Source organism: Nonomuraea gerenzanensis, from assembly GCF_020215645.1.
GTDB lineage: Bacteria > Actinomycetota > Actinomycetes > Streptosporangiales > Streptosporangiaceae > Nonomuraea > Nonomuraea gerenzanensis.
On record NZ_CP084058.1, the window covers coordinates 11,082,075 to 11,104,982 of the forward strand.

Consider the following 22,908-nt stretch of genomic DNA (forward strand, 5'->3'; position numbering starts at 1 on the left):
GTGGCTGGTGAGCAGGTGAGCGCGCGGGTGGACGTCTGGATCTGGTCGGTGCGGCTCACCAGGACGCGCTCCGTAGCGTCCGACGCCTGCCGGGGCGGCCACGTCCGCGTCAACGGGGTGCGGGTCAAGCCCGCGCACCTGGTCAAGGCCGGTGACGAGGTGCGGCTGCGGCACGAGGGGCGCGAGCGCGTCGTGATCGTCTCCCGGATCATCACCAAGCGCGTCGGCCCCCCTGTGGCCGCCGAGTGCTACGAGGACAAGAGCCCGCCGCCCCCGCCGCGCGAGGCGATCGCGCCGGTGGCCGTGCGCGAGCGCGGCGCGGGCCGTCCCACCAAGCGCGAGCGCCGCAGCATCGAGAAGCTGCTCGGCCGCCGGGGGCGCCCCGAGCCGGGGGACTAGAACTTTCCGGGAAGGACCGGGTGCCGGCGGGCAAGTACGGATGTCCTTCTCATCCGGGAGTCCCTGAGTGATCCTTGCCCCTGACACGTTCGAAGCGGTCTTCGACGCCCACTACGAGGAGATCCGCCGTTACCTCGGCCGCCGGGTCGGTCTCGACGTGGCCGAGGATCTCGCGGCCGAGACCTTCCTGATCGCCTTCGGCCGGCGGGCGGCGTACGACCCGTCGTACGGCTCGGTCCGGCCCTGGCTGTACGGCATCGCCACCAACCTGATCGGCCGGCACCGCCGCGCGGAGCTGCGCCGCTACCGGGCGCTGGCCAGGAGCGGGCCACCGCCCGACGACGACTCCGAGGACCGGGTGGTCGATCGGCTGACCGCCGAGGTGACGGTCGGACGGCTGGCCGGGGCGCTGGCCGGGCTGTCGGCCGGTGAGCGGGACGTGGTGCTGCTGGTCGCGTACGGCGGGCTGAACTACGCGGAGGTGGCCGCCGCCTTGCGGATCGCCGAGGGCACGGTCGCCTCGCGGCTGAACCGGGCCAGGACCAAGCTGCGCGCGACGCTGGGAGTGGAGGCGTGATGAGGGAGTTCGAGTTCATCGACCGGGTGATGCCGGACGTCCCGCCGCCCGCGCCCGAGCAGGTGGCCGCCGTCCGCGACCGGCTGGCCCGCCGTGCCGGGTCCGCCTCCCTGCGGCGCGACCGGCCGGTCCGCCGTGCCGGGTCCGCCTCCCCGCGCCGCCCGCGGCTGGGCGGCTGGAAGGGCGTGGCGCTGGCGGCGGCGGCCGTGATCCTGGTGATCGGCGCCGTCGCGGTCCTGCTGCCCGCCTCCACGCCCGCGCCGGTCGTCACCACGCCCCGTCAGGTGCTCGACGCGGCGGCCGACCGGCTGGCCCGGCAGCCGCTGCCCGTCCGCCGCTACTGGCGGCAGGAGACTGAGCGGATCATGCGGACGGAGGGCGCCGACGGCTACCGCGTCGAGGAGCGCGGCAGGGACGTGCTGGCCTTCGGCCGCGACGGCGACTGGTACACCTGGTACGAGTCCGTCTCCACCGAGCCGTACGGCGCCGAGGCCACCGAGCAGTGGCGGCGGTCCGGCTCCCCCAAGCTCTGCCCCGGCCGGGGCTGCGACCCCCATCTGCCCGCCTATCCGGCCCGGTCCATGGACCGTCCCCTGGCGGTGGCGCCGGGATGGACGGCGACGCTGGCGGAGGTGCTCGCGCTGCCCGGGGAGGCGGCCGCGCTCAGGGCCGAACTGCTGGAGCACTACACGGACAACTCGGAGGCGAGCCCGGACCAATGGCTGGGCGAGGTCGCCCGCCGGCTCGTCGTCGAGCTCCCGATCAGCCCGGGCACCCAGGCGGCGGCCTACCGCGTGCTGGCCGGGCTGCCCGGGGCCAGTGTGCGTGACGACGTCCACGACCCGGGCGGCCGGCCCGCGGTGACCCTGGAGCTGCCGCCGCGCGGCGCCGTCCGGGTGCAGCTCGTCATCGACCCGGGCAGCGGCGCGTTGCGGGCGGCCCAGCAGGTGGCGCCGATGCCCGGTCTCGACCCCGGAGTCCCGAGCGTGATCACCGTCATCGTGGCCAGGAGCTGGACCGACACCCGGCCGGTGCCGCCGTCCGGCTGCCGGAACTGCTCCGGCCGGTACTGAGTGACGTGTTTCACCCTCGCCGGGGCCGCATCCACGTCACACAACAGGGCTGCGCCGCGTCTTGTGTGTAGGCAGAGTAAAGGGGCCTCGGATGCGTACGTTGTCGGCCAAACGCCGTTCTTTCCAGTTCTCCCATTGGTCGTTCATGTTCGCCGAGATCGCCGTCTGGTCGTTCGTCGTCCTGCTGGTGACCGGCGCGCTGCTGATGCTGTACTACGACCCCAGCATGAAGCAGGTGACCTACGACGGCTCGTATGGGCCGCTGCGCGGGCTCTTCGTCAGCGCGGCGTTCGACTCGACCATGCACCTGAGCCTGGAGGTGCGCGGCGGCCTGCTCATCCGCCAGATGCACCACTGGGCGGCGCTGGTCTTCGTGGCGGCCGTCGCGCTGCAGCTGCTGCGCATGTTCCTCACCGGCGCCTTCCGCCGGCCGCGCACCGGGCAGTGGCTGATCTGGGTGACGCTGCTCGCGCTGGGCATGGCCGCGGGCGAGACGGGCAACGCCCTGCCCGACGACATGCTGTCGGGCGGCAGCCTGTGGCTGATGATGTCGGTGGTGCAGTCCATCCCGGTGGTGGGCGGCTGGGTGATGTCGCTGCTGTTCGGCGCGGACTTCCCCGGCGAGACGGTCATCCCCGTCCTGTACGGCGCGCACCTGGCGATCCCGGCCCTGATGGCCGTGCTGCTGATCGGCCGGGAGCTGCTGGTGCGGCGGAACGGGCACTCGCGGTTCGTCGCCTCGCTGCCGGGGCGGCGCAGCGCCCGCCCGCTGATGGCGGTGGCGACGTTCGGCATGCTGATCATCCTCGGGTTCGGCTTCCAGATCGCGCCCATCTGGCTGTACGGCCCGGCCAAGCCGACGCACGTCTCGGCGGGCTCGGTCCCCGACTGGTACATGGGCTTCCTCGACGGCGCGCTGCGGATCATGCCCGGGTGGGAGCTGACGCTCGGCGACTACACGCTCAGCCTCGCCGTCCTCGTGCCCACGCTGGTGATCCCCGGGGTCTTCTTCACCGCGCTGGCCGCGTACCCGACGGCCGAGCGCCTGCTCGCGGCGCGGCGGCACCGGCGCGACCCGCTGGGCCGGCCCAAGAGCGCCGGCCGTCTGGCCCGCGAGCGGACCGGCCGTGACGTGCTCGACCGTCCGCGCGACACGCCGGTGAAGACAGCCATCGCGGCGGCCGGGGTGACGTTCTACGGCCTGCTGTGGGCGGCGGCGGCCAACGACCAGCTCGCCCACCAGTTCGACCTCAACGTCAACACGGTGACCGTCTTCTTCAGGTGGGCCGTGCTCGTCGGCCCCGTCGTCGCCTTCACCCTCACCCGCTGGATCTGCCTGGCGCTCCGGCAGGAGAGCAGGCACGTGGCCGAGCACGGCGTGGAGACGGGCATCATCACCCGGTCGGCGGACGGCGGCTTCCACGAGCGGCTGGAGCCCGCGGTCCCCGTGGGCGCCGTCAGCGGGCCGCAGGTCGGGGCCGGTTCCACCAGAGACTGAGTGACAGGGCTCCGGCGATCAGGACGGCACCGCCGGCGGCGAAGGCCGCGGCGGTGTCGACCTGCTGCCGGATGACGGTGAAGCTGCCGGGCAGGGAGTTCAGCGCGGTGGTGAGCTGGTCGGCGTTCTCGGCGCGGTGGTAGGAGCCGCCGGTGGTCCTGGCGATCCCCTTGAGCGAGGGCTCGTCGATGAAGCGGTAGTTGCGGCCCCTGTCGAAGCCGCCGCGACCGCCGAAGCCCCCGCCCCAGCCGCCGGAGCCGCCGTCGAACTGGCGGCTGTCGCAGACCATCGGCGAGGGGGTCGTGGTGCCGAAGCCGATCGTGAAGACCCTGATGCGGCGCAGGGCCGCCTCCCGCGCGGCGGTCTCCGGATCGACGCCCTGGGTGTTGGCGCCGTCGGTGAGCACGACGATCGCGGCGCCGACGTAGCCTTCGCCGCCGTCACCCGGGTCGGCCCCGGTGGGCGCGACGGCCGGGTCCACCTCGGCGATCGCGTCGATCGAGGTGAGCATGGCCTGCCCGATCGCGGTGCCGCGGTAGGTGGTGAGGTTCTCCAGCGCCTCTATCAGCGAGTCGGTGTCGTCGGTCGGCGGCACGGCCAGCCCCGCCGTGCCCGCGAACGTGACGAGCCCGATGCGCGGCCCGCCGCGCTGCGACTCGATGAACTCCGCCGCCGCCGTCCGCGCGGCGGTGAGCCGGTTGGGATCGACGTCCGTGGAGCACATGGAGCCGGAGATGTCGAGCGCGAGCAGGATCGTGGCCGACGTCTGCGGCACCGGCACCGACGCCTGCGGCCTGGCCGCCCCCACCGCGAGCAGCGCCAGCCCCGCCACGAACAGCGCCGCGGGGATCTTCCGCGTCCAGCGCGTACGGCCGGGCAGCGCGCTGCGGACCAGCGCGATCGAGGTCACCCGCACGGCGGCCCGCCTGCGCCGGCGGCGCGCCCACCACCGGATGGCGAAGATCAGCGGGATGAGCAGAGCGGTCAGCAGCGCCCACGGCCAGGAGAACGTCATTCAGATCACCCGCCCAGGTCGCAGCACGGTGAGCGTCATGCGGACCACCCGTCCAGGTCGCAGCACGGTGAGCGTCATGCGGACCACCCGTCCAGGTCGCAGCACGGTGAGCGTCATGCGGACCACCCGTCCAGGTCGCAGCACGGTGAACGCCATTCAGATCACCCGTCCGGATCGCAGCACGGTGGCCGCCGCGCCCGCCGTGAGCAGCACGAGGGCGAGCGCGATCAGCCCGCCGGCCAGGGGCAGCGGCTCGTCGGAGACGGTGAGCCGCAGGTCGATCGAGTCGGCGATCCCGTCGAGCCGCGCGGTGTCGGCGGCGGGATGGTAGGCGCCGCCGGTGGTCTTGGCGATCATGGCCAACGCGTCCTCGTCGAGCGCGGTGTGCAGGTGGAAACCGTCGTCCTCCACCGTCGTCCCCTCCGTCGTGCCGATCCCGACGGTGTGGACCCGCACGCCCGCCGTCTGCGCCACCTCGGCGGCCTGTTCGGCGGTCGAGTCGCCCTGGTTCTGGCCGTCGGAGAACATCACGATCGTCGCCGACGGCCAGTAGCCGAGGTCGGGCACGGCGCCGTCGCGGCCGAACGCCACCTGCTTGCCGGTGATCAGCGTCAGCGAGCCCAGGATGGCCGTCCCCAGCGAGGTGGAGCCGGTGATCCGCAGCCGGTCGATGGCCTTGAGCGCGATGGAGTGGTCGGCGTCGGGCCGGGCGGCGGTGAGCGCCCCCCGTTCGAACGCGATGACCCCGATGTCGACGCTGGCGGGCTGCGCCGCCACGAACGCGCGGGCCGCCCGCTGCGCCGCCGCCAGCCGGGTCGGCTTGACGTCGTCGGCGCCCATGCTGTTGGAGACGTCCATGGCCAGGATGACGGTGCCCGAGGCGCGCGGGACCGGCACCATGGCCGCCGGGCCCGAGGTGGCGACCGCGAGCACCCCGACGCCGGCGATCGTCAGGCCAACGCCGAGCCAGGCCCGCCGCCCGCCGCCGGGCACGGCGACGCCGGCCGCGGCCAGCGCGGCCCTGCGCCGGCGTGCCGAGACGACGGCCGCCCAGGCGAGCGCCGCCGTGAGCAGCAGCCCGACGGCCAGCAGCAGCGGCGATGACAGGGTCATGGCGACCGGTCCCTGGTCCTGGCGACGACCTCGACGAGCGCCTCGGCCAGGTCGCGATCGGTGTCGATGCGGTGGACGGGCACCCCGGCCCGGCGCATGCCCGCCGCGAGCCGGGCGTCGCGCGCGTCCACGGCCTCGCGGAAGCGCACCCGCAGCAGCGGGTCTGCGGAGTCCACGACGAGCTGCTCGCCGGTCTCGGCGTCCTCCACCACGATCAGCCCGGCCTCGGGCAGCACGTCGTCGGCGGTGTCCGCGATCCGCAGGGCGACCACCTCGTGCCGCCGGGCCAGCCGCTGCAGCGCGCGTTCCCAGTCGCCCTCGCCGATGAAGTCCGACAGCACGACGACGAGCGCGCGGCGGCGGGCCAGCCGTCCCGCCGCCTCCAGCATCTCGGCCAGGTCGGTCGTGGCGTTCCCGTGCGCCCGCGCCGTCCGGCTCAGCTCGGCGCCGATCCGCAGCGCGTGCCGCCGCGAGGTGCCCGGAGGCACGACGCGCACCATCCCGGTGTCGTACAGCAGCGCCCCCACCCGGTTCCCGCCCCGCCCGAACAGCCGGGCCAGGACGAGCGCCAGCTCGGCGAGCACGTCGTGCTTGCCGCGCCCTGGCCTACCGGCCGCCATCGACGCCGACCGGTCGAGCACCAGCCACACGGTCAGCTCGCGGTCCTCGGTGAACACCCGCACGTGCGGCTCGTCCAGCCGGGCGGTGACGTTCCAGTCGATGTGCCGGGCGTCGTCACCGTCGCCGTAGGCACGCAACCCGGTGAAGTCGATCCCGGTGCCCCGGTACGTGGTGCGGTGAGCGCCTTGGAGCCGGCCGTCCAGTCTGCGGACGACCTTCCACTCCAGGCGGAGCAGGAGCCTCTCTGGGGCGGTGACCATGGCGGCTCAGCGGTTCTGCAGGACGACGTCGGGCGCCCTGACGGCGCCGAGCACCCTGCTGATGATCGTGTCGGCGTCGACGTCGTCCGCCAGCGCCTCGTACGACAGCACGAGCCGGTGGCGCAGCACGTCGAGCGCGAGCTCGGACAGGTCGTGCGGCAGCACGTAGTCGCGCCCGCGCAGGAACGCCAGCGCCTGGGCCCCGGTGACGAGCGCGATGGACGCCCGCGGGCTCGCCCCGTACGTGACGTACCGCTCCAGCTCGCCCAGCCCGGCCGTCGCGGGCGAGCGCGTCACCGAGACCAGCCGGACGGCGTAGTCCACGATCGCCGGGTCGACGTACACCTCCCGCGCCCGCACCCGCATCGCCATCAGCTCCTCGGCCGTCACCATCGGCTGCGGCGGCTCAGGCGGGCGCAGCGCCCTGCCGACGATCGCCTGCTCCTCGGCCTGCGTCGGGTAGTCCACGACCACCTTCATCATGAAGCGGTCGACCTGCGCCTCAGGCAGCGGGTACGTGCCCTCCGACTCGATCGGGTTCTCCGTCGCCATGACCAGGAACGGCTCCGGCACCCGGAACGTCTCACGCCCGATCGTCACCTGGTGCTCCTGCATCACCTCCAGGAGGGCGCTCTGCACCTTCGCGGGGGCGCGGTTGATCTCGTCGGCCAGCAGCAGGTTCGTGAACACCGGGCCGAGCTCCGTCTTGAACTCCCCGGAGTGCTGGTGGTAGACCCGCGTGCCCACGAGGTCGGCCGGCACCAGGTCGGGGGTGAACTGCACGCGCTGGAAGCTCCCGGCGATCGCGGCGGCCAGCGACCGCACCGCCAGCGTCTTGGCCAGGCCCGGCACGCCCTCGACGAGCAGGTGCCCGTCGGCGATCAGCGCGACGGCCATGCGCTCCAGCAGCACGTCCTGCCCGACGATCGTGCGTTTGACCTCGAACAGCACCTGTTCGAGCGGATGAGCCGACTCTGGGAACTTGGTCGAGGTCATGCTTTCCCTTCACTCATGTCCGGCCTCTCGCTCATACGTCCGGCCCGTCCTCGCCGTCGCCTTCCTCGCCGGGCCCCAGGGCCGCGCCGATCGGCACCGCGAACGCGATGCCGGCGAACGCCTCATCGCCGCCCGGGTCCGCGATCGACACGACGATCCCGACGACCAGGCCGCGCGCGTCCAGCAGGGGGCCGCCCGAGCTGCCGGGGTTCACGGAGGCGTCGAACTGGATGAGCCCCTTCAGGCCACCGTTCTCGGCGGACCGGTTCAGGCCCGACACCACGCCGGTGGAGACGCTGTACGTCAGCCCCAGCGGGTTGCCGATCGCCACCACGGGCGCCCCCACGGACACCGCGCCGCCGAGCGTCGCCGGCACCACGATCTCGGGCAGCTTCGCCGGCTTGAGCGCCGCCACGTCCAGCTTCTTGTTCGACGAGGCGACGACGGCCTTGGCCTCGGTGCCGTCGGAGAAGGTCAGGTCGACCTCCTTGGCGCCCTTGACCACGTGGTACGCCGTCAGCACCGTCCCGTCCTCGGCCGCGATCACCCCGGTCCCGAGCGACTTGCCTGCCTGGACGACCACCACCGACGGCCCCACCCGCTGGTAGACCTCGGGCACCGGGAGCGACGTGCTGGGGGTCGGCGTCGGGCTCGGCGTGGGCGCGGCCACCTCGCCGCTCCCGCCCAGGCCGCCCAGCCAGTACGCCAGCACGGCCACCACGACGAGCGCGCCGGCCCCGATGATCCACCGTCGAGCCCTCCCGGCCAGGGGCTGCCTAGCCTCGGCCGCACCAGCCTCCTGCGGCACGTGCTCCATCGCTCCATCGTCGTAAAAGTCAGCTCAAAGTGCCACAAACTCCACCTGAGAACTCCATGAGAACGACGGACGCGTCAGCCGTCCTTCAGCTCGGCCAGCAGGTCCTGCGAGTACGCGATGCGCCCCGTCAGCTCCGCGGCCGGGCGGTGGCACAGGGCCAGGGCGGCGTCGGCCATGACGGAGGGCGGCTCGGCGTCGGGGTCGTCGTCGGTGGTCAGGCGGTGGAAGAGGGTGCCGGGGGTGGGCACGACCTGGTTCGGGGACAGCGCGTTCACCGCGATGTCGTCGGCGTAGAGCTCGGCGGCCAGGCCGGTGGTGAACCGTTCGAGCGCGGCCTTGCACATGCCGTACACCGTGCCGCCGAAGCCGGCGTACGCGCCGGGCGGGAACGTCGGGTGGCGGGCGGCGATGGAGGAGATGTTGAGTATCCAGCCCGCGCCGCGCTCCCGCATCCCCGGGATGACCAGCCGGGCGAGGTGGAAGGGCGCGTTGACCTGCACCTCGAACATGAGCTGGTAGCGGCGGTCGCTGAAGTCCCGCACCTGCGCGAAGTAGGTGACGGCGGCGTTGTTGACGAGGATGTCCACGGCGCCGTACCGCTGCTCGGCGGCCTCGACGAGCGCCCGCCTGTCCTGCTCCCGCGACAGGTCGGTGGCCTGGGCGAAGGCGGTGCCGCCCGCCGCCTCGATCTGCGCGACGGTGTCGCCCAGCGTGCCTTCGAGCCTGCTCTGCGCCGCCTCGACGGTACGGGCGGCGACGACGACCTGCGCGCCCTCGGCCGCCAGCCGTACGGCGATGGCGGCGCCGATGCCCCTGCTCGCTCCGGTGACGACCGCGACTTTGCCCTCGAGTACGCCCATGGCTGCCCTCTCACCGTCTCGGGATCGCTCCTTGGGGCGATACTAGAACGATATTCGGTGGATTCCTTGTGATCGTGGCGGACCGGCGGCCGTCATTTCTCCGTCCACCGCTCGTACATGCCGACTCCCTCCGACTTCACCGGGTGCGACCCGTGTGGTTCAGCCGCCGCACGTCGGGCAGCCGGGCCGCCGGGGGACGGGCCGGGAGCGGATCTCCAGCGGCCAGAAGTCCACCTCGCTCCACCGGTCGCCGAGGGCCGGCGGGAGCCCCGCCAGGATGCGGATCGCCTCCCAGGCCAGGATGTTGCCGACGAGGCCGGACAGCGCGCCCATCGCGCCCGCCTTGTCCCGCTTGCCGACAAGGGTCTCCATGCCGTCCCGCCCGTGGTCGGCGAACGTCTCGGCGCGTACGCAGGACCAGCAGGCGGTCAGGCCGGGGATGATCGACGTGCCCAGCACCCCGATGTGGTAGGCGTAGCCGGTGCCCATGATGTGGGGGATGTCCGGCCAGCAGGCCTCGCTCACCCAGCCCGCCACGTCGTTGGGGGTGGGCTGGTCGGCCGCGTTGACGACGAGGTCGGCGCCCTTGACGACGCCGGCCAGGTCCTCGGCGCAGCCGATGCGCCGCTCCACGGCCTCCACCTCGATGAACGGGTTGAGCTCGCGCAGCCGGACGGCCGCCGCGTCCACCTTGGGGGTGCCCAGGTCGTCCATCCTGAACAGGACCTGCCGGGTGAGGTTGGAGACCTCCACCCGGTCGAAGTCGCAGACGCGGAGGCGGCCGACGCCCGCGGCGGCCAGGGCGAGCGCCACCCAGCCGCCCAGCCCGCCGATGCCGCAGATCACGGCGGTCGATCCGGCGAGGCGGCGCTGGAGCGCGGCGCCGCTCGTCTCGCGCGCCCAGCCCTCGTCGCAGAAGTCCTGGAACAGCCGGAGTTGACGATCGTAGAATTCGGCGCGCGCGACACCTAAAAGTCGAAATTCCGGCTCCGGTGCGGCGACCCGGCTCAACAGCCGCTCATGCTCCAGGATTTGCACGACTTCGGCCACCCTGGCACCCGCGCCGGCCGCGCCGCCACAAGTGAGCGCGCCGATCTCCTCGATCGTGCGGGTGCCGTCGAGAAGGACCACCACGGCTTTCACGAATTCGTCGCAGGTGAATCTCTTCACGGTCCGGTCGGCCAGGCACAGGAACAGCAGCGTGCCGCCGTCGGCCTGCACGATGACACTGTCACGCAGGCGCGGGCGCGATGCGGTGTCGGCCACGGACATGCCTCCTACCCGGGTGTGGGTGAAGCCGGTGAATGCCTCACCCACAGGACGCTACCCGAGCCGAGGTTTCAGTTTCCGTGTGAGTTGGACGCGGTCACGGCACCGACGCGCAGCGGGACTTCTTCCACCTTCACCATCACGGGGGGTCGATCCATCGCTACCCTTTCTCCTCTGATATTGTCCCGCGCATATCATGCCGAGTTCGAGGGCGCTTGACAAAGCGTCTTACTGAAAGTCCTGTCAGCCGGAAAACTCGTCGAGTTCGTGCACGGCCTGATCGAGCTGCTCGGCCACCCCGCGCCGCAGCAGCCTGCCGTAGAGCCCCTCACCCCCGTGTCCCAGGCGGCGGATCAGCGCGGCCCGCTCGGCGAGCTGCCCCTGCACGTTCCTGACGAGCACCTCGGGCCTGCCCCGCCACCCGTAGGCGTCCAGGAACCGGCGCAGCCTGGCCGGCCGGGCCTCGAACGCGGTGAACCCCGTCGAGGCGTCCACGTGCCGGGCGTGCAGCGGCACCCAGCAGTGCGCCACCAGCGCCACCTCGGCGTCCACCGTGGTCGGCCCGGCGAAGTCCCAGTCGAAGAAGCCGGCCAGCCGCCCGTCCCGGTAGGCGGCGTTGGCGGGCCCCGCGTCGTTGTGGCCGATCACCAGCCCCGGCGACCACCGCCCGCCCGAGCGCCAGCGGGCGCCCGCGGACGGCACGAAGTCGGCCACGGCCTCGTGATAGGCGCGCAGCCACTGCGCCACCTGCACGAGCGTGTCCTCGGTGCGGGTCCACGACGGCCACACCGGCGCGTCGCCCATGGTGTCGCCCTCCAGGTACGTGAGCACCTCGTACCCGCCGGCCTCGACGCCCAGCACCCGGGGAGCCCCCTCGAACCCCTTGCGCTCCAGGTGACGCAGCAGCTCGTGGACCGAGGCCGTCCACTCCCGCACCGGCCGCCGCACCGTGGCGCCCACGCGGACCGCGCCCGTGTCGTTCCCCCCGCCGAGCCGCTCCCCGGTCATGAGGGCATCCTCCCCGGCGCCCGCCGTCCCCATCAAGGACAGATTTCCTACCACGTGGTAGAAATTCTCTATGCATGTCGTACCGCTCCCCCGTGACCTGTCGCCCACCGGGCCGGGCGCGCTCCGGCTCGGCGGCTCCCCGCGGGTCGCGGTGCCGTCCGATCACCTGCTCGGGCTGGGGCAGGTGGTCGCCGGCCTGCTCGAAGGCACCGCCCAGGTGGGCGGGGCGGCGGAGCTGGTGCTCGCGCTCGACGAGACGGCGAGCGAGGGTGAGGAGTACACGCTCGTGGTGACCGAGGCGGGCGCCACGGTCAGCGCCGGGTCGGCGGCGGGCCTGTTCCGGGGCGCGACGACCGTGGCGCAGCTCGTCACGCCGGAGCGCACGGTGCCGTGCGTGCGGGTGAGCGACGGCCCGGCCCTGGCCTGGCGCGGCCTGTCGCTGGACGTGGCGCGCCACTTCTTCCCGGTCGAGCAGGTCAAGCGGGTCGTCGACCTGCTGGCGCTGTACAAGTTCAACGTCCTGCACCTGCATCTGAGCGACAGCCAGGCCTGGCGGCTGGAGATCGGCGCGTGGCCCCGGCTCACCGGGCCCGAGCGCTACACGCACGACGACTACCGGGAGATCGTCGCCTATGCGGCGGAGCGCTTCGTCACGGTGGTGCCCGAGCTGGACATGCCGGGGCACGTGCTGGCCGCCGTCCGGGCCTACCCCGAGCTGGGCGGCCTGGACGAGCCCGCGCATCCGCTCGTCCCGTTCCTCGACCCACGGGCCGAGGTGGTGTGGCGGTTCGTCGCGGACGTGCTGGGCGAGGTCGCGGCGCTCACCCCGGGGCCGTACCTGCATCTCGGCGGCGACGAGGCGTTCGGCATGCCGGAGGAGCTGTACACGGCGTTCGTGTCCAGGGCGCTCGGGCTGGCCAGGGCGACGGGCAAGCGGGTCGTGGGCTGGCAGGAGGTGAGCCGCTCGGGGGCGCTCACCCCCGCCGACCTCGTGCAGTGCTGGGTGGGCGACGGGGACGCGTTCGACGCCGAGGCCGCGCGGAAGACCGCGCCGCCCCGGTACCACCCGCTCATCGACCTCGCGGCGCGGGCGTTCGAGCAGGCGCCGCACGACGTGCCCGGCGCGGTGGCGGCGGGCGCCGCCGTGCTGGCCTCGCCGAGCCGGGTGCTCTACCTGGACCGGCGGTACGCGGAGCCCTCGGTGCTGCCGGAGCAGAACGAGCGGCGGGAACGGGTCGGCTTCGCCTCCTACCGGCCGATGACGAGCAGGCAGTACTTCGCCTGGCAGCCGGGCGAGCTGGTGGAGATCCCCCGTGGCGCCCGGCTGGCCGGGGTGGAGGCGGCCGTGTGGTGCGAGACCGTCGGGAGCTTCGACGACCTGGCGTTCCTGCTGCTGCCCCGGCTGGCCGGGATCGCCGAGAAGGCGTGGACGGAGCGGGCCACGACCTGGGAGGACTACCGGGAGCGGGTCGCCGCCCACACCTCCTGGTGGGAGCGGCTCGGATGGGGCGGCTACTACCGCTCCGCCGAGCTCTTCCCCGCGCGGACGTAGGCCTCGAACGCCTCGCGCCGGGCCCGCTGAGCCGCGACGTCGGCGACCGGCGCCGCCAGCAGCAGCCCCCGCGTGTACGGGTGGCGCGGCGCCCCGGTCACCTCCGCAGCCGAGCCCGTCTCCACCAGCTCACCCCGGTGGATGACCGCCACCCGGTGCGCCATGAAGCGCACCACCGCCAGGTCGTGCGAGACGAACAGGTAGGAGACGCCCGACTGCTGCTGGATCTCCAGCAGCAGGTCGAGCACCGTCCGCTGGGTGGTGAGGTCGAGCGCGGAGACCGGCTCGTCGCACACGATCAGCTTGGGGTCGATCGCCAGCGCGCGGGCGATCGCCACCCGCTGCCGCTGCCCGCCGGAGAACTCGCGCGGCAGCCGCCGCGCGGCGTCGGCGGGCAGGTGGACGCGGTCGAGCAGCCGGGCCACCCGCTCGCGCGCCACGCGGGCGCCCAGCCCGAGCAGGGGTTCCGCGAGCGTGTCGCCGACCGTCCGCGCGGGGTTGAGCGAGGTGTACGGGTCCTGGAAGATGACCTGCAGATCACGGGCCAGCTCCCGGCGCCGCCGGCCGGTGAGGCCGTCGATGCGCCGCCCGCCGAACGTGATCGTCCCCGACGCGACCGGCACCAGGCCGAGCACGGCCCGGCCGATCGTGGTCTTGCCGGAGCCCGACTCCCCCACCAGGCCCAGGGTCTCGCCGGGCGCGATGGCGAACGACACGCCGCGCAGCACCTCCGTACGCGGTGCCCGCCGGCCCCTGCCGGGGAAGGAGACGTGCAGGTCGTCGACCGTGAGCAGGGCGTTCAAGAAACCTCCAGCACTGCGCCGAGCAGCTTGCGGGTGTAGGGGTCTGCCGGGGAGCTCAGCACCTGCGCGGCCGGGCCGGTCTCGACGACGCGGCCCTCGCGCATGACGGCGACCCGGTCGCACAGGTCGGCGACGACGCCCAGGTTGTGGGTGACGAGCAGGACGCCGAGGTCGCGTTCGCGCTGCAGCCTGCGCAGCAGGCCGAGTACCTCGGCCTGCACCCTGACGTCGAGCGCGGTCGTGGGCTCGTCGGCGATGAGCAGCTTCGGGTCGCACGACACGGCGCCCGCGATGAGCACCCGCTGGGCCATGCCGCCGGAGATCTCGTGCGGGTAGGAGCGGAAGGCCCGCTCCGGGTCGGCGATCTCCACCTGCGCCAGCAGCTCCAGCACGCGGGCGCGGGCCTGCGCCCTGCTCAGGCCCAGCTTGTGGCGGATGGGCCCGGCGAGCTGGCTGCCGATCGTGAAAGCGGGGTCGAGGTTGCTCATGGGCTCCTGGGGGACGTACGCGACGACGGTGCCGCGCAGCGCCCGGTGCCGGCGTTCGGGCAGGCCGACGATCTCCGTACCCTCGATCGTCACGCTGCCGCGCGCGATCCTGCCGGTCTCGGGCAGGATGCCGAGGACGGCGAACGCGGTCTGCGTCTTGCCCGATCCTGACTCGCCGACCAGCCCGACGATCTCGCCCGCCCGTACGTCGAGGTCCACGCCGTGGACGACCTCGCGCCCCGGATAGGCGACGGCCAGGTCCCGCACGGACAGCAGCCCGCCGCGCGGCTCGCGCCCCGACGCTGCCTGCGCCTCCGCCGCCACTGCCGCCGCTGCCTCTGTCGCCGCTGCCTCTGCCGCCACTGCCTCTGTCGGCGCTGTCGGTGCCTCTGCCGGCACCTCTGCCGGCGCCACCTTGCGTGCGGCGGGACGGGTGTCCTCCAGGGCGTCGCGCAGCGCGGCGGCGAGCAGCACCAGCGCGCCGCTGGTGAGGCCGAGCGCGAGGCCGGGCCAGGCCAGCAGCAGCGGTGCCCGCTGGATGTTCTTGAACGCCTCGTTCAGCATCGCGCCCCACGTCGGCACGTCACCGCTGCCGATGCCGAGGAACTCCAGCCCCGCCTGCAGCCCGATGGCGATCCCGGAGACGAGCGCGACCTGGATGATGATCGGCGCGCGGACCACGACCACGATGTGCCGGGCCACGATCCTGGTGTCGCTGAGCCCCGACACCCGGGCGGCGTCCACGTACAGCTCGTTGCGCACCCCCGCGACGATGCCGCGTACCAGGCGGAAGAACGCGGGCGCGACGAGGACGCCCAGCACCACCATGAGCACCCACACGGTCGAGCCGAGGATGGCCCGGGAGGCGAGCAGCACCACCATGGCGGGCAGCGCCATGATCAGGTTGACGGTCCAGCTCGCCGCCGAGTCGAACCAGCCGCCGTAGTAGCCGGCCAGCAGGCCCGCCGGCACGCCGAGGGCGAGCGCGACGGCCAGAGCCAGCGCCGCGCCGCCGAGCGTGTTGCGGCCGCCGTGCAGCAGCCGCGCCAGGATGTCCCGGCCGGCGGAGTCGAAGCCGAGCGGATGGCCCGCCGACGGCCCGGCGAAGGCGTCCCGGAGGCTGGAGACGTCCGGGGGTTGCGGGCTGAGCGCGGGCGCGAACAGCACCGCCAGCAGGATCGCGGCCAGGGCCAGCGCGGAGACGAGCCCGAGCGGATGCCGCAGCGTGCGGGCGAGCGTGGTCATCCGAGCCTCGCCTTCGGGTTGAGCCAGCCGATGAGGACGTCGACGACGAGGTTGACGGCGATCACGCCGACCACGGTGAGCATGACCAGCGCCATGATGATCGGGATGTCGCCCCTGGTGGTGTAGGTGACGGTCATGCTGCCGATGCCCGGCAGCCCGAAGATCTGCTCGACCAGCACGGCGCCGCCGAGCAGGCCGACGAACTGCATGCCGAGCACCGCCAGCGCCGGGGCGGAGGCGTTGCGCAGCACGTGCTTGAGGACGATGCGCGACGGCGGCAGCCCCCTGGCCCGCAGCGTCCGTACGTAGTCCTGCCGCAGCACCTCGATCACCGAGCTCCTGACCTGCTGCGCCACCCCGGCGACGGACCCGACGGACAGGGAGAGCACGGGCAGCAGCACCGTGGACAGCCACCCGGTGAAGGACTCGCCGATCCCGACGTACCCGATGGCGGGGAACCACCGCAGCCGCACCGCGAAGACGAGCACGATGACCAGCGTGACCAGGAAGTTCGGCAGCGCGTAGCCGAGCACGGAGAAGACCTGGACGAACCGGTCCACCGCGCCGCGCCGCACCCCCGCCCAGACGCCCAGCAGGAACGCGGCCACGGTCGTGACGAGCGTGACCCCGGCCATGAGGCTGATCGTGACCGGCAGCCGGTTGGCGATCGCGCGGACCACGTCCTCGCTGGTGAACCAGGACGTGCCGAGGTCGCCGCGGACGGCGTGGGCGAGCCAGTCCAGGTACTGCACGAGGACGGGCCGGTCCAGGCCGAGCGCGGCGTTCTTGGCGTCCACCAGGTCCTGGGACGCGCTCTGCCCCAGCAGTTGCCTGCCCACGTCGAGATCCGGGATCGACAGCAGCGTGTAGGACAGGAAGGAGATCACGAGCACGAGCAGCAGCCCGGCCGCGCTCCTGCGCAGGACGAAGCCGAGCATCACTGCGCGGGCGCGTAGTTGTAGATGGCGGGCACCGCCATGCCGTCCTGCGGCTTGATCGTCACGCTTCCGTCCGATACGTGCAGGTACGTCATCCGGTAGAAGGGCATGAACCAGCCGTCGGTGACGAGGTGCTCGTTGAGCGCCTGGAGGTCGGCCGTGGCGTCCTGCGCGGAGCTGCCCTGGATCTTGGGCAGCAGCTTCTTCACGGTGTCGTCGGTGTAGCCGAACATGTTGAAGGCGCCGGGCAGCACGACCTCGCCGACCGCGACCCAGTCGGCGGACGACTGGCCCATGTTCATGACCATGGCGGAGTAGGCGCGGTCCTTGAAGATGCGCTGGACGGCGGAGCCGGGGTCGAGGTCGTCCCAGACCACCTTCACGCCGACCGCGCCCAGATCGGTCTGCAGCGAGGCGGCCAGCGCGTCGGAGACGATGGCCGGGATGCGCGGCAGCTTCAGCGTGAAGCCGCTCTCGTGCCCGGCCTCCTTGAGCAGCGCGCGGGCCTTGGCCTGGTCGAAGGTGTAGTACGTGTCCAGCTCCGGCTTGTAGGCGGCCGTGGCGGGGCCGAACACCTGGCTGGTCACGGCGCCACGGCCCTGGCGGATCTTGGCCAGCATGGTCGGGCGGTCGATCGCGTGGTTCAGCGCCTGCCGAACGCGGGGGTCGCGCAGCTCTGGCGTGACCATCCCGGCCCGGTCGAACAGGAACATGCCCTGGAAGTCGAACTCCTGCTTGACCGTCTTCACCTCGGGGTCGCTCTCGACGCTGATCTGCTGGTCGGCGTCCTGGATGAGAGCGGCGTCGAGCTGGCCCGTCTTGATGCCGTTGACGATCGCGGTCTCGTTGTCGAAGTAGCTGATGGCGATCGTGTCGTACGGGAGCCTGCTCCCCCAGTAGTTCGCGGCGCGGGTGAACACCCACTTGGTGCCGATGACGGTCTGGCCCGCGTCCAGCTCGTACGGGCCGGTGCCGCCCGGCCTGGTCTTCAGCGTGTCGTCCTGGGCGAAGTCCTTCGGGTTGGCCATGAGGCCGGCGGCGTCGCTCAGGTAGTACAGCATGGCCGGGTTCGGCTTGCCGAGGACGAGCGTGACGTGGGTGGGATCGACGACCTCGATGGAGGTGACGTCGTTGAGGGTCTTGGCCTGGGCGCCGCCGCCCTTGCGGAAGCGCTCCATGTTCGCCTTGACGGCCTCGGCGTCGAACGGCGTGCCGTCGTCGAACTTCACGTCGCCGCGCAGGGTGAGGCTCAGCCGCGTCAGCTTGTCGTCGTAGGACCACGCGGTGGCCAGCATCGGGCTGTACGTACCGTCGGGCTCCCGCTTGATCAGCGTGTCGTAGACCGCCTGGAAGAACGGCAGCGCGCTGCCGTTGGCGTCCTTGGGGTCGAGGCTCTGCGGCAGGGTCATCGTCGCGATGTTCAGGGTCGTGGGTGCGCCGCCCGCCGTACCGCCGTCGCCGGAGCCGGAACAGCCGGCGATCAGGCTCGCGGTGACGAGGAGGGCTGCGGTGGCGGATCTCTTCATGGCGCTCACTCCGTCTCGTTTGCCGGGGAGCATACACCGCAAAACTAACCACATGGTAGGTTTACTTCGTGCGGGCTACTCTCGCTCTACCGCGGCACGTAACCGCAGCCCACGTGCCCACCACCGCAGAAGGGGCCGGCCGGTGAGCGAACCGACGCCACGCCGAGGGAGCAAGGGCGAGCGCACCCGCGCGCGCATCCTCGACTCCGCCACAGAGCTGTTCTCGCGCTCCGGCTTCCACGCCGTGTCGCTGCGGGACATCGCCGCGCACGCCGGGCTCACCCACGCCGGCCTGCTGCACCACTTCCCCGGCAAGGAGAGCCTGCTCATCGAGGTGCTCAGCCGCCGCGACGAGGTGGACGGCGAGCTGATGCACGGGCGCGACGTCGAGCTGTCACCGGAGGAGCTGCTCGACCGCATCGTCGCCCAGGTGGCCAGGAACATGGGCACCCCCGGCCTCGTCGGGCTCTACGTCAAGATCTCCGGGGAGGCGGCCGACCCCGGTCACCCGGCGCACGACTACTTCGTCAAGCGTTACCGCAGGCTGCGGCGGCAGGCGGCGTGGCTGCTCGGCATCCTGTTCGCGCGCTCCACGCCGCCGCTGCCGCACGACCCCGGCGCGGTCGCCCAGCAGCTCATCGCGCTGATCGACGGCCTGCAGACGCAGTGGCTGCTCGACCCCGACCAGGTGGACATGCGGGCCGCGGTGATCACGTTCCTGAGGCAGCTCGACCTGGACCCCAAACCCTGATCAATCGAGGTATCGCATGAAACTCACCCTGGCGGAGAAGGCGTCGCTCACCTCCGGCAGCGGCACCTGGCACACCACGGCGGTCCGCGACGTGGTGCCCGCGCTGACGCTCTCCGACGGCCCGCACGGCATCCGCCGCCAGGGCGGCGGCTCCTCCGGCGACGCGCTGGGCCTGCGCGACAGCGTGCCCGCCACGTGCTTCCCGCCCGCCGTCGCGCTCGGCTCCTCCTGGGACCCCGCGCTCGCCCGCCGCGTGGGCGCCGCCCTGGCGGCGGAGGCCGTCGCGCTCGGGGTGGACGTCGTGCTCGGGCCCGGGGTGAACATCAAGCGCTCGCCGCTGTGCGGGCGCAACTTCGAGTACTTCTCCGAGGACCCGCACCTGACCGGGGTGATGGGGGCGGCCGTGGTGACCGGCATCCAGTCGCTCGGGGTCGGGGCGTGCGTGAAGCACTTCGCGGTCAACAACCAGGAGACCGACCGGATGCGCGTCAGCGCGGACGTGGACGAGCGGACGCTGCGCGAGATCTACCTGCCCGCCTTCGAGCACATCGTGCGGGAGGCGGGGCCGTACGCGGTGATGTGCGCCTACAACCGGGTCAACGGCGTGCACGCCAGCCAGCACCGGTGGTTGCTGACCGAGGTGCTGCGCGGGGAGTGGGGGTTCGACGGGGTGGTGATGTCCGACTGGGGCGCGGTCAACGATCGGGTGGCGGCGCTGGAGGCGGGGCTCGACCTGGAGATGCCGCCCACGGGCACCGACGAGGAGATCGAGGCGGCGGTGCGCTCGGGCCGCCTGCCGGAGTCCGTTCTGGACGTGGCGGTCGAGCGGCTGCTCCGGCTGGCCGATCGCGTCCGCACCCGCCCCCGGCCCGCCCACCAGGGTGCGGCGGGCCCGGACGCGGCAGGCCCGGACGCGGCAGGCTCGGATGCCGCAGGCTCGGATGCCGCAGGCCCGGATGCCGCAGGCCCGGATGCGGCGGGCTGGGAGGTGGCGGCTCATCATGAGCTGGCTCGTGAGGCCGCCCGGGCCTCGGCCGTGCTGCTGAAGAACGACGGGGTGCTGCCGCTGGCCCCCGGGCTGCGCGTCGCGGTGCTCGGCGAGCAGGCCCGCAGCCCGCGCTACCAGGGCCACGGCAGCTCCCACGTGGTGCCGACCAGGCTGGACAGCGCCCTGGACGCGCTGCGTACGGCGATGGACGTGACGTTCGCGCCCGGCTACCGGCTCGACGGCGAGCCCGACCCCGACCTGGAGCGCGAGGCCGTCGAGACGGCCGCCGCCGCCGACGTGGCGGTCGTCTTCCTCGGCCTGCCGGACGCCGCCGAGTCCGAGGGCTACGACCGCACGCACCTCGACCTGCCCACCACCCAGGTCGCGTTGCTGCGCCAGGTGGCCGCGGCCGGCCCGAAGGTCGTCGTCGTGCTCTCCAACGGGGGCGTGGTCTCGGTCGCCGGGTGGCAGGAGCACGCCTCCGCCGTGCTGGAGGGCTGGCTGCTCGGCCAGGCGGGCGGCGCCGCGCTGGCCGACCTGCTGCTCGGCACGCACAGCCCGTCCGGACGGCTCACCGAGACGATCCCGCTGCGCCTGGAGGACGTGCCCTGCCACCTGCACTTCCCCGGCTCGGACGGGCACGTGCTGTACGGCGAGGGCCGCTACGTCGGCTACCGGCACCACGACACGCTCGGCACCGAGGTGGCCTACCCGTTCGGGCACGGGCTCACCTACTCCAGCTTCGCCTACTCCGGCCTGGAGGTCCGCGAGACCGGCACGAACGAGTGGCTCGTCGAGTTCACCGTCACCAACACCGGCGAGCGCGCCGCCCAGGAGGTCGCGCAGCTCTACGTGGCCTTCGAGGAGGAGCGGCCCACCCGCCCCCGCCACACGCTGCGCGGCTTCGCCAAGGTCGGCCTGGAGCCGGGCGCGAGCGAGCGGGTGCGGCTGCCGCTCACCGGGCGGGACCTGGCCCAGTGGTCGGTGGAGCGCGGCGGCTGGCGGATCGACCCCGGCGCCTTCGTCGTCGAGGTGGGCGCCTCCTCTCGCGACCTCCGCCTGCGGGCCGAGGTGAGCACGCCGGGCGACGGCCACGTGGCCGAGCTGACCCCGATGTCCACGCTGGGCGAGTGGCTGGCGCATCCGGTGGGCGGGCGCGTGCTGAAGGAGCGGCTGGGCGGGGCGCCGGGCCTGGCCGAGGTGGACCCGGCGCTGATGGGGCTGGCGCTGGGCATCCCGCTGATCAAGTTCCGCACGTTCGGGCTGGGGCTGACGGCGCAGGCCGTGGCCGACCTGGTCGCCACGGTCCGCGCCGAGTCACTGACCTCGACGTCCTAGGGCGCGTGGAGGGCGTTCGCGCGGGCCACCTCACCCAGCCAGCGCGCGCTGGGCTTGGCCTCCCGCGCGAACGTCTCCCGATCCACCGCCACCAGCCCGAAGGTCGGCGCCCACGAGCCCCACTCGTAGTTGTCCAGCAACGACCAGTGCAGGTACCCGCGCACGTCGGCCCCCTCGGCCAGGGCGGCGTGCAGCCCGGCCAGCGCCGCCCGCGTGTACTCCACCCGCTCGGCGTCGTCAGCCGTGGCCACCCCGTTCTCCGTGACGAGGATCGGCACGCCGGGCAGCCGCCGCGCGGTGTGCCGGACGGCGTCGCCGAGAGCGCCGGGGTAGAACTCCCACCCGGTGAGCGTGCGGCGGGCGCCGTCGGGCACGGGCAGCGCGCCCCGCCTGCCGATCCGCACCCGCGTGTACGCCTGCACGCCGACGAAGTCGTCCCCCTCGGCCGCCTCCAGGAACTGGTCCTCGCGGGGCCAGGCCCACGCGTCCCGCTCGGCCTCGGCGCCGTCCTCGGCCTGGAAGTTCTGGTTGGCGATCGTCCAGCCCGCGCGCAGGCCCGCCGCGCCCAGCTCCTCACGGGCCGCCCGGTGCGCGGCCACCAGCGCGTCGGCCATCGCCTGGTCCGGGGCCGCCATGGCGCCGGCCACGCCTCCCTCGCGGTGCCCGTCCCTGATCGCCTCGGCCATCATCGCGAGCATGTTGGGCTCGTTGATCGTGCACACCCAGGGGACGCCGTCCAGGATCGGCAGCACCGCCCGCACGTACCTGCGGAACCGCTCGGCCGCCGCGCCGGACCGCCACCCGCCCTCCCGCTGGAACCACATCGGGCTGGTGAAGTGGTGCAACGTCACGATCGGCGTGATCCCCCGCTCCAGGCAGCCCTCCACCATGCGCCGGTAGTGCGCGAGGTGCGCCCGCGACACCTGACCCTCGACCGGCTCGACGCGCGCCCACTCGACGCCGAACCGGTAGGCGCTCAACCCGAGGTCCCGCACCAGGTCGAGGTCCTCCGGCCAGCGGTGGTAGCTGTCGCACGCGTCGCCGCTGCGCTCGGGCAGCCGGCTCTCCAGCCCCCACAGGTCGCTGGCGACGTTGTTGCCCTCGATCTGGTGCGCGCTGCTCGCCGCCCCCCAGAGGAAGCCCTCAGGAAACGTGATGCCCATCCCGCCCGTCCCTTCGTCGTTGCAGTAGACGCAAAACCTACCAGTTGGTTAGAAACAGTGGGCGAGGACGGCTTGATACACCGCGACTGCAGCGAACGCTGCCGTGATCGACAGCGCCGCAGCCCTGCCCCTCGGCCACGAGGATGCCCGGCAGATCGCCCGGTACGTCATCGAAGGACGCCTCGGCGCGGGCGGCCAGGGAGTCGTCCACCTCGGACGCGACCCGGACGGGCGGCCGGTCGCCGTCAAGGCGCTCAAGGCACTCAAGGCGCTCAAGGCCATGCAGGCCCGCGACCGCTTCGCCCGCGAGGTGGCCGCCGCGCGCCGCGTCCCGCAGGCGCGCACCGCCGCGATCCTGGACGCCGGCGTCCTGGGCGAGCGGCTCTGCATCGTCAGCGAGTACGTGCCCGGCCTGTCGCCGCAGGCGGCCGTGGAGCGCAACGGCGTCTTCACCGGCAACGCGCTGAAGCTGGGACGCGCCACGCACGTCACCCCGGTGGACTTCCGGCCCGGCGCGGTCGCCGACGTGGCGCTCTGGGACCGGGCGCTGCCGGACGAGGAGATCAGCACCCTTGATTGACCCACCGAACCATAAACCTAGACAAAGCGG

The 22,908-nt window shown here is 73.0% G+C and carries 22 protein-coding genes; 8 read left to right on the forward strand and 14 right to left on the reverse strand.

Going from position 1 to position 22,908, the window contains the following annotated elements:
* The 4 genes from LCN96_RS51585 (at nt 1) to LCN96_RS51600 (ending at nt 3,547) form a co-directional block, all read left to right on the forward strand.
* Nucleotides 1-399 carry an RNA-binding S4 domain-containing protein gene (locus LCN96_RS51585; protein ID WP_225269702.1) on the forward strand — a complete coding sequence of 133 codons (399 nt, stop codon included), beginning with the start codon at nt 1-3 and terminating at the stop codon, nt 397-399.
* Nucleotides 400-466: 67 nt separating this feature from the next.
* The gene (locus LCN96_RS51590) at nt 467-976 is read left to right on the forward strand and encodes an RNA polymerase sigma factor (protein WP_225269703.1); all 510 of its coding nucleotides are present in this window, start codon (nt 467-469) and stop codon (nt 974-976) included.
* A complete protein-coding gene (locus LCN96_RS51595; RefSeq protein ID WP_225269704.1) occupies nt 976-2,049 on the forward strand; it encodes a CU044_5270 family protein in 1,074 nt (357 codons plus the stop codon). The genes LCN96_RS51590 and LCN96_RS51595 overlap by 1 nt, the downstream gene beginning before the upstream one ends.
* Before the next feature lie 91 nt (nt 2,050-2,140).
* The gene (locus tag LCN96_RS51600) at nt 2,141-3,547 is read left to right on the forward strand and encodes a cytochrome b (RefSeq protein WP_225269705.1); all 1,407 of its coding nucleotides are present in this window, start codon (nt 2,141-2,143) and stop codon (nt 3,545-3,547) included.
* Here the strand turns inward: LCN96_RS51600 and LCN96_RS51605 are convergent.
* The 9 genes from LCN96_RS51605 to LCN96_RS51645 form a co-directional block, all read right to left on the reverse strand.
* Entirely contained in the window at nt 3,507-4,562 is a 1,056-nt protein-coding gene (locus LCN96_RS51605; protein ID WP_225269706.1) for a VWA domain-containing protein, read from the reverse strand. The two genes, LCN96_RS51600 and LCN96_RS51605, sit on opposite strands and share 41 nt — an antisense overlap.
* A complete protein-coding gene (locus LCN96_RS51610; RefSeq protein WP_225269707.1) occupies nt 4,563-4,718 on the reverse strand; it encodes a hypothetical protein in 156 nt (51 codons plus the stop codon). It abuts the gene before it with no gap.
* Nucleotides 4,719-5,675, reverse strand: coding sequence for a VWA domain-containing protein (locus tag LCN96_RS51615; protein WP_225269708.1), 957 nt, complete (start codon nt 5,673-5,675; stop codon nt 4,719-4,721). It abuts the gene before it with no gap.
* Nucleotides 5,672-6,556, reverse strand: a complete 885-nt coding sequence (locus LCN96_RS51620) for a DUF58 domain-containing protein (RefSeq protein ID WP_225269709.1) — start codon at nt 6,554-6,556, stop codon at nt 5,672-5,674. The genes LCN96_RS51615 and LCN96_RS51620 overlap by 4 nt, the downstream gene beginning before the upstream one ends.
* Nucleotides 6,557-6,562: 6 nt before the next feature.
* Nucleotides 6,563-7,552, reverse strand: coding sequence for an AAA family ATPase (locus tag LCN96_RS51625; protein ID WP_225269710.1), 990 nt, complete (start codon nt 7,550-7,552; stop codon nt 6,563-6,565).
* 31 nt (nt 7,553-7,583) lie between these two features.
* Complete coding sequence (locus LCN96_RS51630; RefSeq protein WP_225269711.1) at nt 7,584-8,369, reverse strand: S1C family serine protease; 786 nt, start codon at nt 8,367-8,369, stop codon at nt 7,584-7,586.
* A gap of 74 nt (nt 8,370-8,443) precedes the next feature.
* A complete protein-coding gene (locus LCN96_RS51635) occupies nt 8,444-9,229 on the reverse strand; it encodes an SDR family NAD(P)-dependent oxidoreductase (RefSeq protein WP_225269712.1) in 786 nt (261 codons plus the stop codon).
* A gap of 159 nt (nt 9,230-9,388) precedes the next feature.
* Nucleotides 9,389-10,495, reverse strand: coding sequence for a HesA/MoeB/ThiF family protein (locus LCN96_RS51640; RefSeq protein WP_225269713.1), 1,107 nt, complete (start codon nt 10,493-10,495; stop codon nt 9,389-9,391).
* Between the two features lie 246 nt (nt 10,496-10,741).
* Complete coding sequence (locus tag LCN96_RS51645; protein WP_225269714.1) at nt 10,742-11,506, reverse strand: protein kinase family protein; 765 nt, start codon at nt 11,504-11,506, stop codon at nt 10,742-10,744.
* A 70-nt stretch (nt 11,507-11,576) separates the two neighbouring features.
* Between LCN96_RS51645 and LCN96_RS51650 the strand changes: the two genes are divergently transcribed.
* On the forward strand, nt 11,577-13,058 hold the full coding sequence (locus tag LCN96_RS51650) for a beta-N-acetylhexosaminidase (RefSeq protein WP_225269715.1): 1,482 nt from the start codon (nt 11,577-11,579) through the stop codon (nt 13,056-13,058).
* Here LCN96_RS51650 and LCN96_RS51655 read toward each other — a convergent pair.
* The 4 genes from LCN96_RS51655 to LCN96_RS51670 are packed head-to-tail and all read right to left on the reverse strand — an operon-like array spanning nt 13,022 to nt 18,058.
* Complete coding sequence (locus LCN96_RS51655) at nt 13,022-13,861, reverse strand: ABC transporter ATP-binding protein (RefSeq protein WP_225269716.1); 840 nt, start codon at nt 13,859-13,861, stop codon at nt 13,022-13,024. The genes LCN96_RS51650 and LCN96_RS51655 overlap by 37 nt on opposite strands.
* On the reverse strand, nt 13,858-15,594 hold the full coding sequence (locus LCN96_RS51660; RefSeq protein WP_225269717.1) for a dipeptide/oligopeptide/nickel ABC transporter permease/ATP-binding protein: 1,737 nt from the start codon (nt 15,592-15,594) through the stop codon (nt 13,858-13,860). Before LCN96_RS51660 ends, LCN96_RS51655 begins: the two co-directional genes overlap by 4 nt.
* A complete protein-coding gene (locus LCN96_RS51665; protein WP_225269718.1) occupies nt 15,591-16,532 on the reverse strand; it encodes an ABC transporter permease in 942 nt (313 codons plus the stop codon). Before LCN96_RS51665 ends, LCN96_RS51660 begins: the two co-directional genes overlap by 4 nt.
* Nucleotides 16,532-18,058, reverse strand: coding sequence for an ABC transporter substrate-binding protein (locus LCN96_RS51670; RefSeq protein WP_225269719.1), 1,527 nt, complete (start codon nt 18,056-18,058; stop codon nt 16,532-16,534). The genes LCN96_RS51665 and LCN96_RS51670 overlap by 1 nt, the downstream gene beginning before the upstream one ends.
* 142 nt (nt 18,059-18,200) lie before the next feature.
* On the opposite strand from LCN96_RS51670, the gene LCN96_RS51675 reads away from it, so the two are divergent.
* A complete protein-coding gene (locus LCN96_RS51675; RefSeq protein WP_225269720.1) occupies nt 18,201-18,809 on the forward strand; it encodes a TetR/AcrR family transcriptional regulator in 609 nt (202 codons plus the stop codon).
* A gap of 16 nt (nt 18,810-18,825) precedes the next feature.
* Nucleotides 18,826-21,135: a glycoside hydrolase family 3 C-terminal domain-containing protein gene (locus LCN96_RS51680; protein ID WP_225269721.1), complete on the forward strand. Its 2,310-nt coding sequence runs from the start codon at nt 18,826-18,828 to the stop codon at nt 21,133-21,135.
* Here LCN96_RS51680 and LCN96_RS51685 read toward each other — a convergent pair.
* Nucleotides 21,132-22,298, reverse strand: a complete 1,167-nt coding sequence (locus LCN96_RS51685) for a glycoside hydrolase family 1 protein (protein WP_225269722.1) — start codon at nt 22,296-22,298, stop codon at nt 21,132-21,134. The two genes, LCN96_RS51680 and LCN96_RS51685, sit on opposite strands and share 4 nt — an antisense overlap.
* Nucleotides 22,299-22,401: 103 nt before the next feature.
* On the opposite strand from LCN96_RS51685, the gene LCN96_RS51690 reads away from it, so the two are divergent.
* Nucleotides 22,402-22,878, forward strand: coding sequence for a hypothetical protein (locus LCN96_RS51690; RefSeq protein WP_225269723.1), 477 nt, complete (start codon nt 22,402-22,404; stop codon nt 22,876-22,878).
* The last annotated feature ends 30 nt before the right edge of the window (nt 22,879-22,908 follow it).

Bases quoted from the DNA above. Each gene is read 5' to 3' on its own strand.
- LCN96_RS51595 (WP_225269704.1), top strand. From the start codon at position 976: ATGAGGGAGTTCGAGTTCATCGACCGGGTGATGCCGGACGTCCCGCCG.
- LCN96_RS51600 (WP_225269705.1), top strand. From the start codon at position 2,141: ATGCGTACGTTGTCGGCCAAACGCCGTTCTTTCCAGTTCTCCCATTGG.
- LCN96_RS51605 (WP_225269706.1), bottom strand. From the start codon at position 4,562: ATGACGTTCTCCTGGCCGTGGGCGCTGCTGACCGCTCTGCTCATCCCG.
- LCN96_RS51610 (WP_225269707.1), bottom strand. From the start codon at position 4,718: ATGGCGTTCACCGTGCTGCGACCTGGACGGGTGGTCCGCATGACGCTC.
- LCN96_RS51615 (WP_225269708.1), bottom strand. From the start codon at position 5,675: ATGACCCTGTCATCGCCGCTGCTGCTGGCCGTCGGGCTGCTGCTCACG.
- LCN96_RS51620 (WP_225269709.1), bottom strand. From the start codon at position 6,556: ATGGTCACCGCCCCAGAGAGGCTCCTGCTCCGCCTGGAGTGGAAGGTC.
- LCN96_RS51625 (WP_225269710.1), bottom strand. From the start codon at position 7,552: ATGACCTCGACCAAGTTCCCAGAGTCGGCTCATCCGCTCGAACAGGTG.
- LCN96_RS51630 (WP_225269711.1), bottom strand. From the start codon at position 8,369: ATGGAGCACGTGCCGCAGGAGGCTGGTGCGGCCGAGGCTAGGCAGCCC.
- LCN96_RS51635 (WP_225269712.1), bottom strand. From the start codon at position 9,229: ATGGGCGTACTCGAGGGCAAAGTCGCGGTCGTCACCGGAGCGAGCAGG.
- LCN96_RS51645 (WP_225269714.1), bottom strand. From the start codon at position 11,506: ATGACCGGGGAGCGGCTCGGCGGGGGGAACGACACGGGCGCGGTCCGC.
- LCN96_RS51650 (WP_225269715.1), top strand. From the start codon at position 11,577: ATGCATGTCGTACCGCTCCCCCGTGACCTGTCGCCCACCGGGCCGGGC.
- LCN96_RS51660 (WP_225269717.1), bottom strand. From the start codon at position 15,594: ATGACCACGCTCGCCCGCACGCTGCGGCATCCGCTCGGGCTCGTCTCC.
- LCN96_RS51665 (WP_225269718.1), bottom strand. From the start codon at position 16,532: ATGCTCGGCTTCGTCCTGCGCAGGAGCGCGGCCGGGCTGCTGCTCGTG.
- LCN96_RS51670 (WP_225269719.1), bottom strand. From the start codon at position 18,058: ATGAAGAGATCCGCCACCGCAGCCCTCCTCGTCACCGCGAGCCTGATC.
- LCN96_RS51680 (WP_225269721.1), top strand. From the start codon at position 18,826: ATGAAACTCACCCTGGCGGAGAAGGCGTCGCTCACCTCCGGCAGCGGC.
- LCN96_RS51685 (WP_225269722.1), bottom strand. From the start codon at position 22,298: ATGGGCATCACGTTTCCTGAGGGCTTCCTCTGGGGGGCGGCGAGCAGC.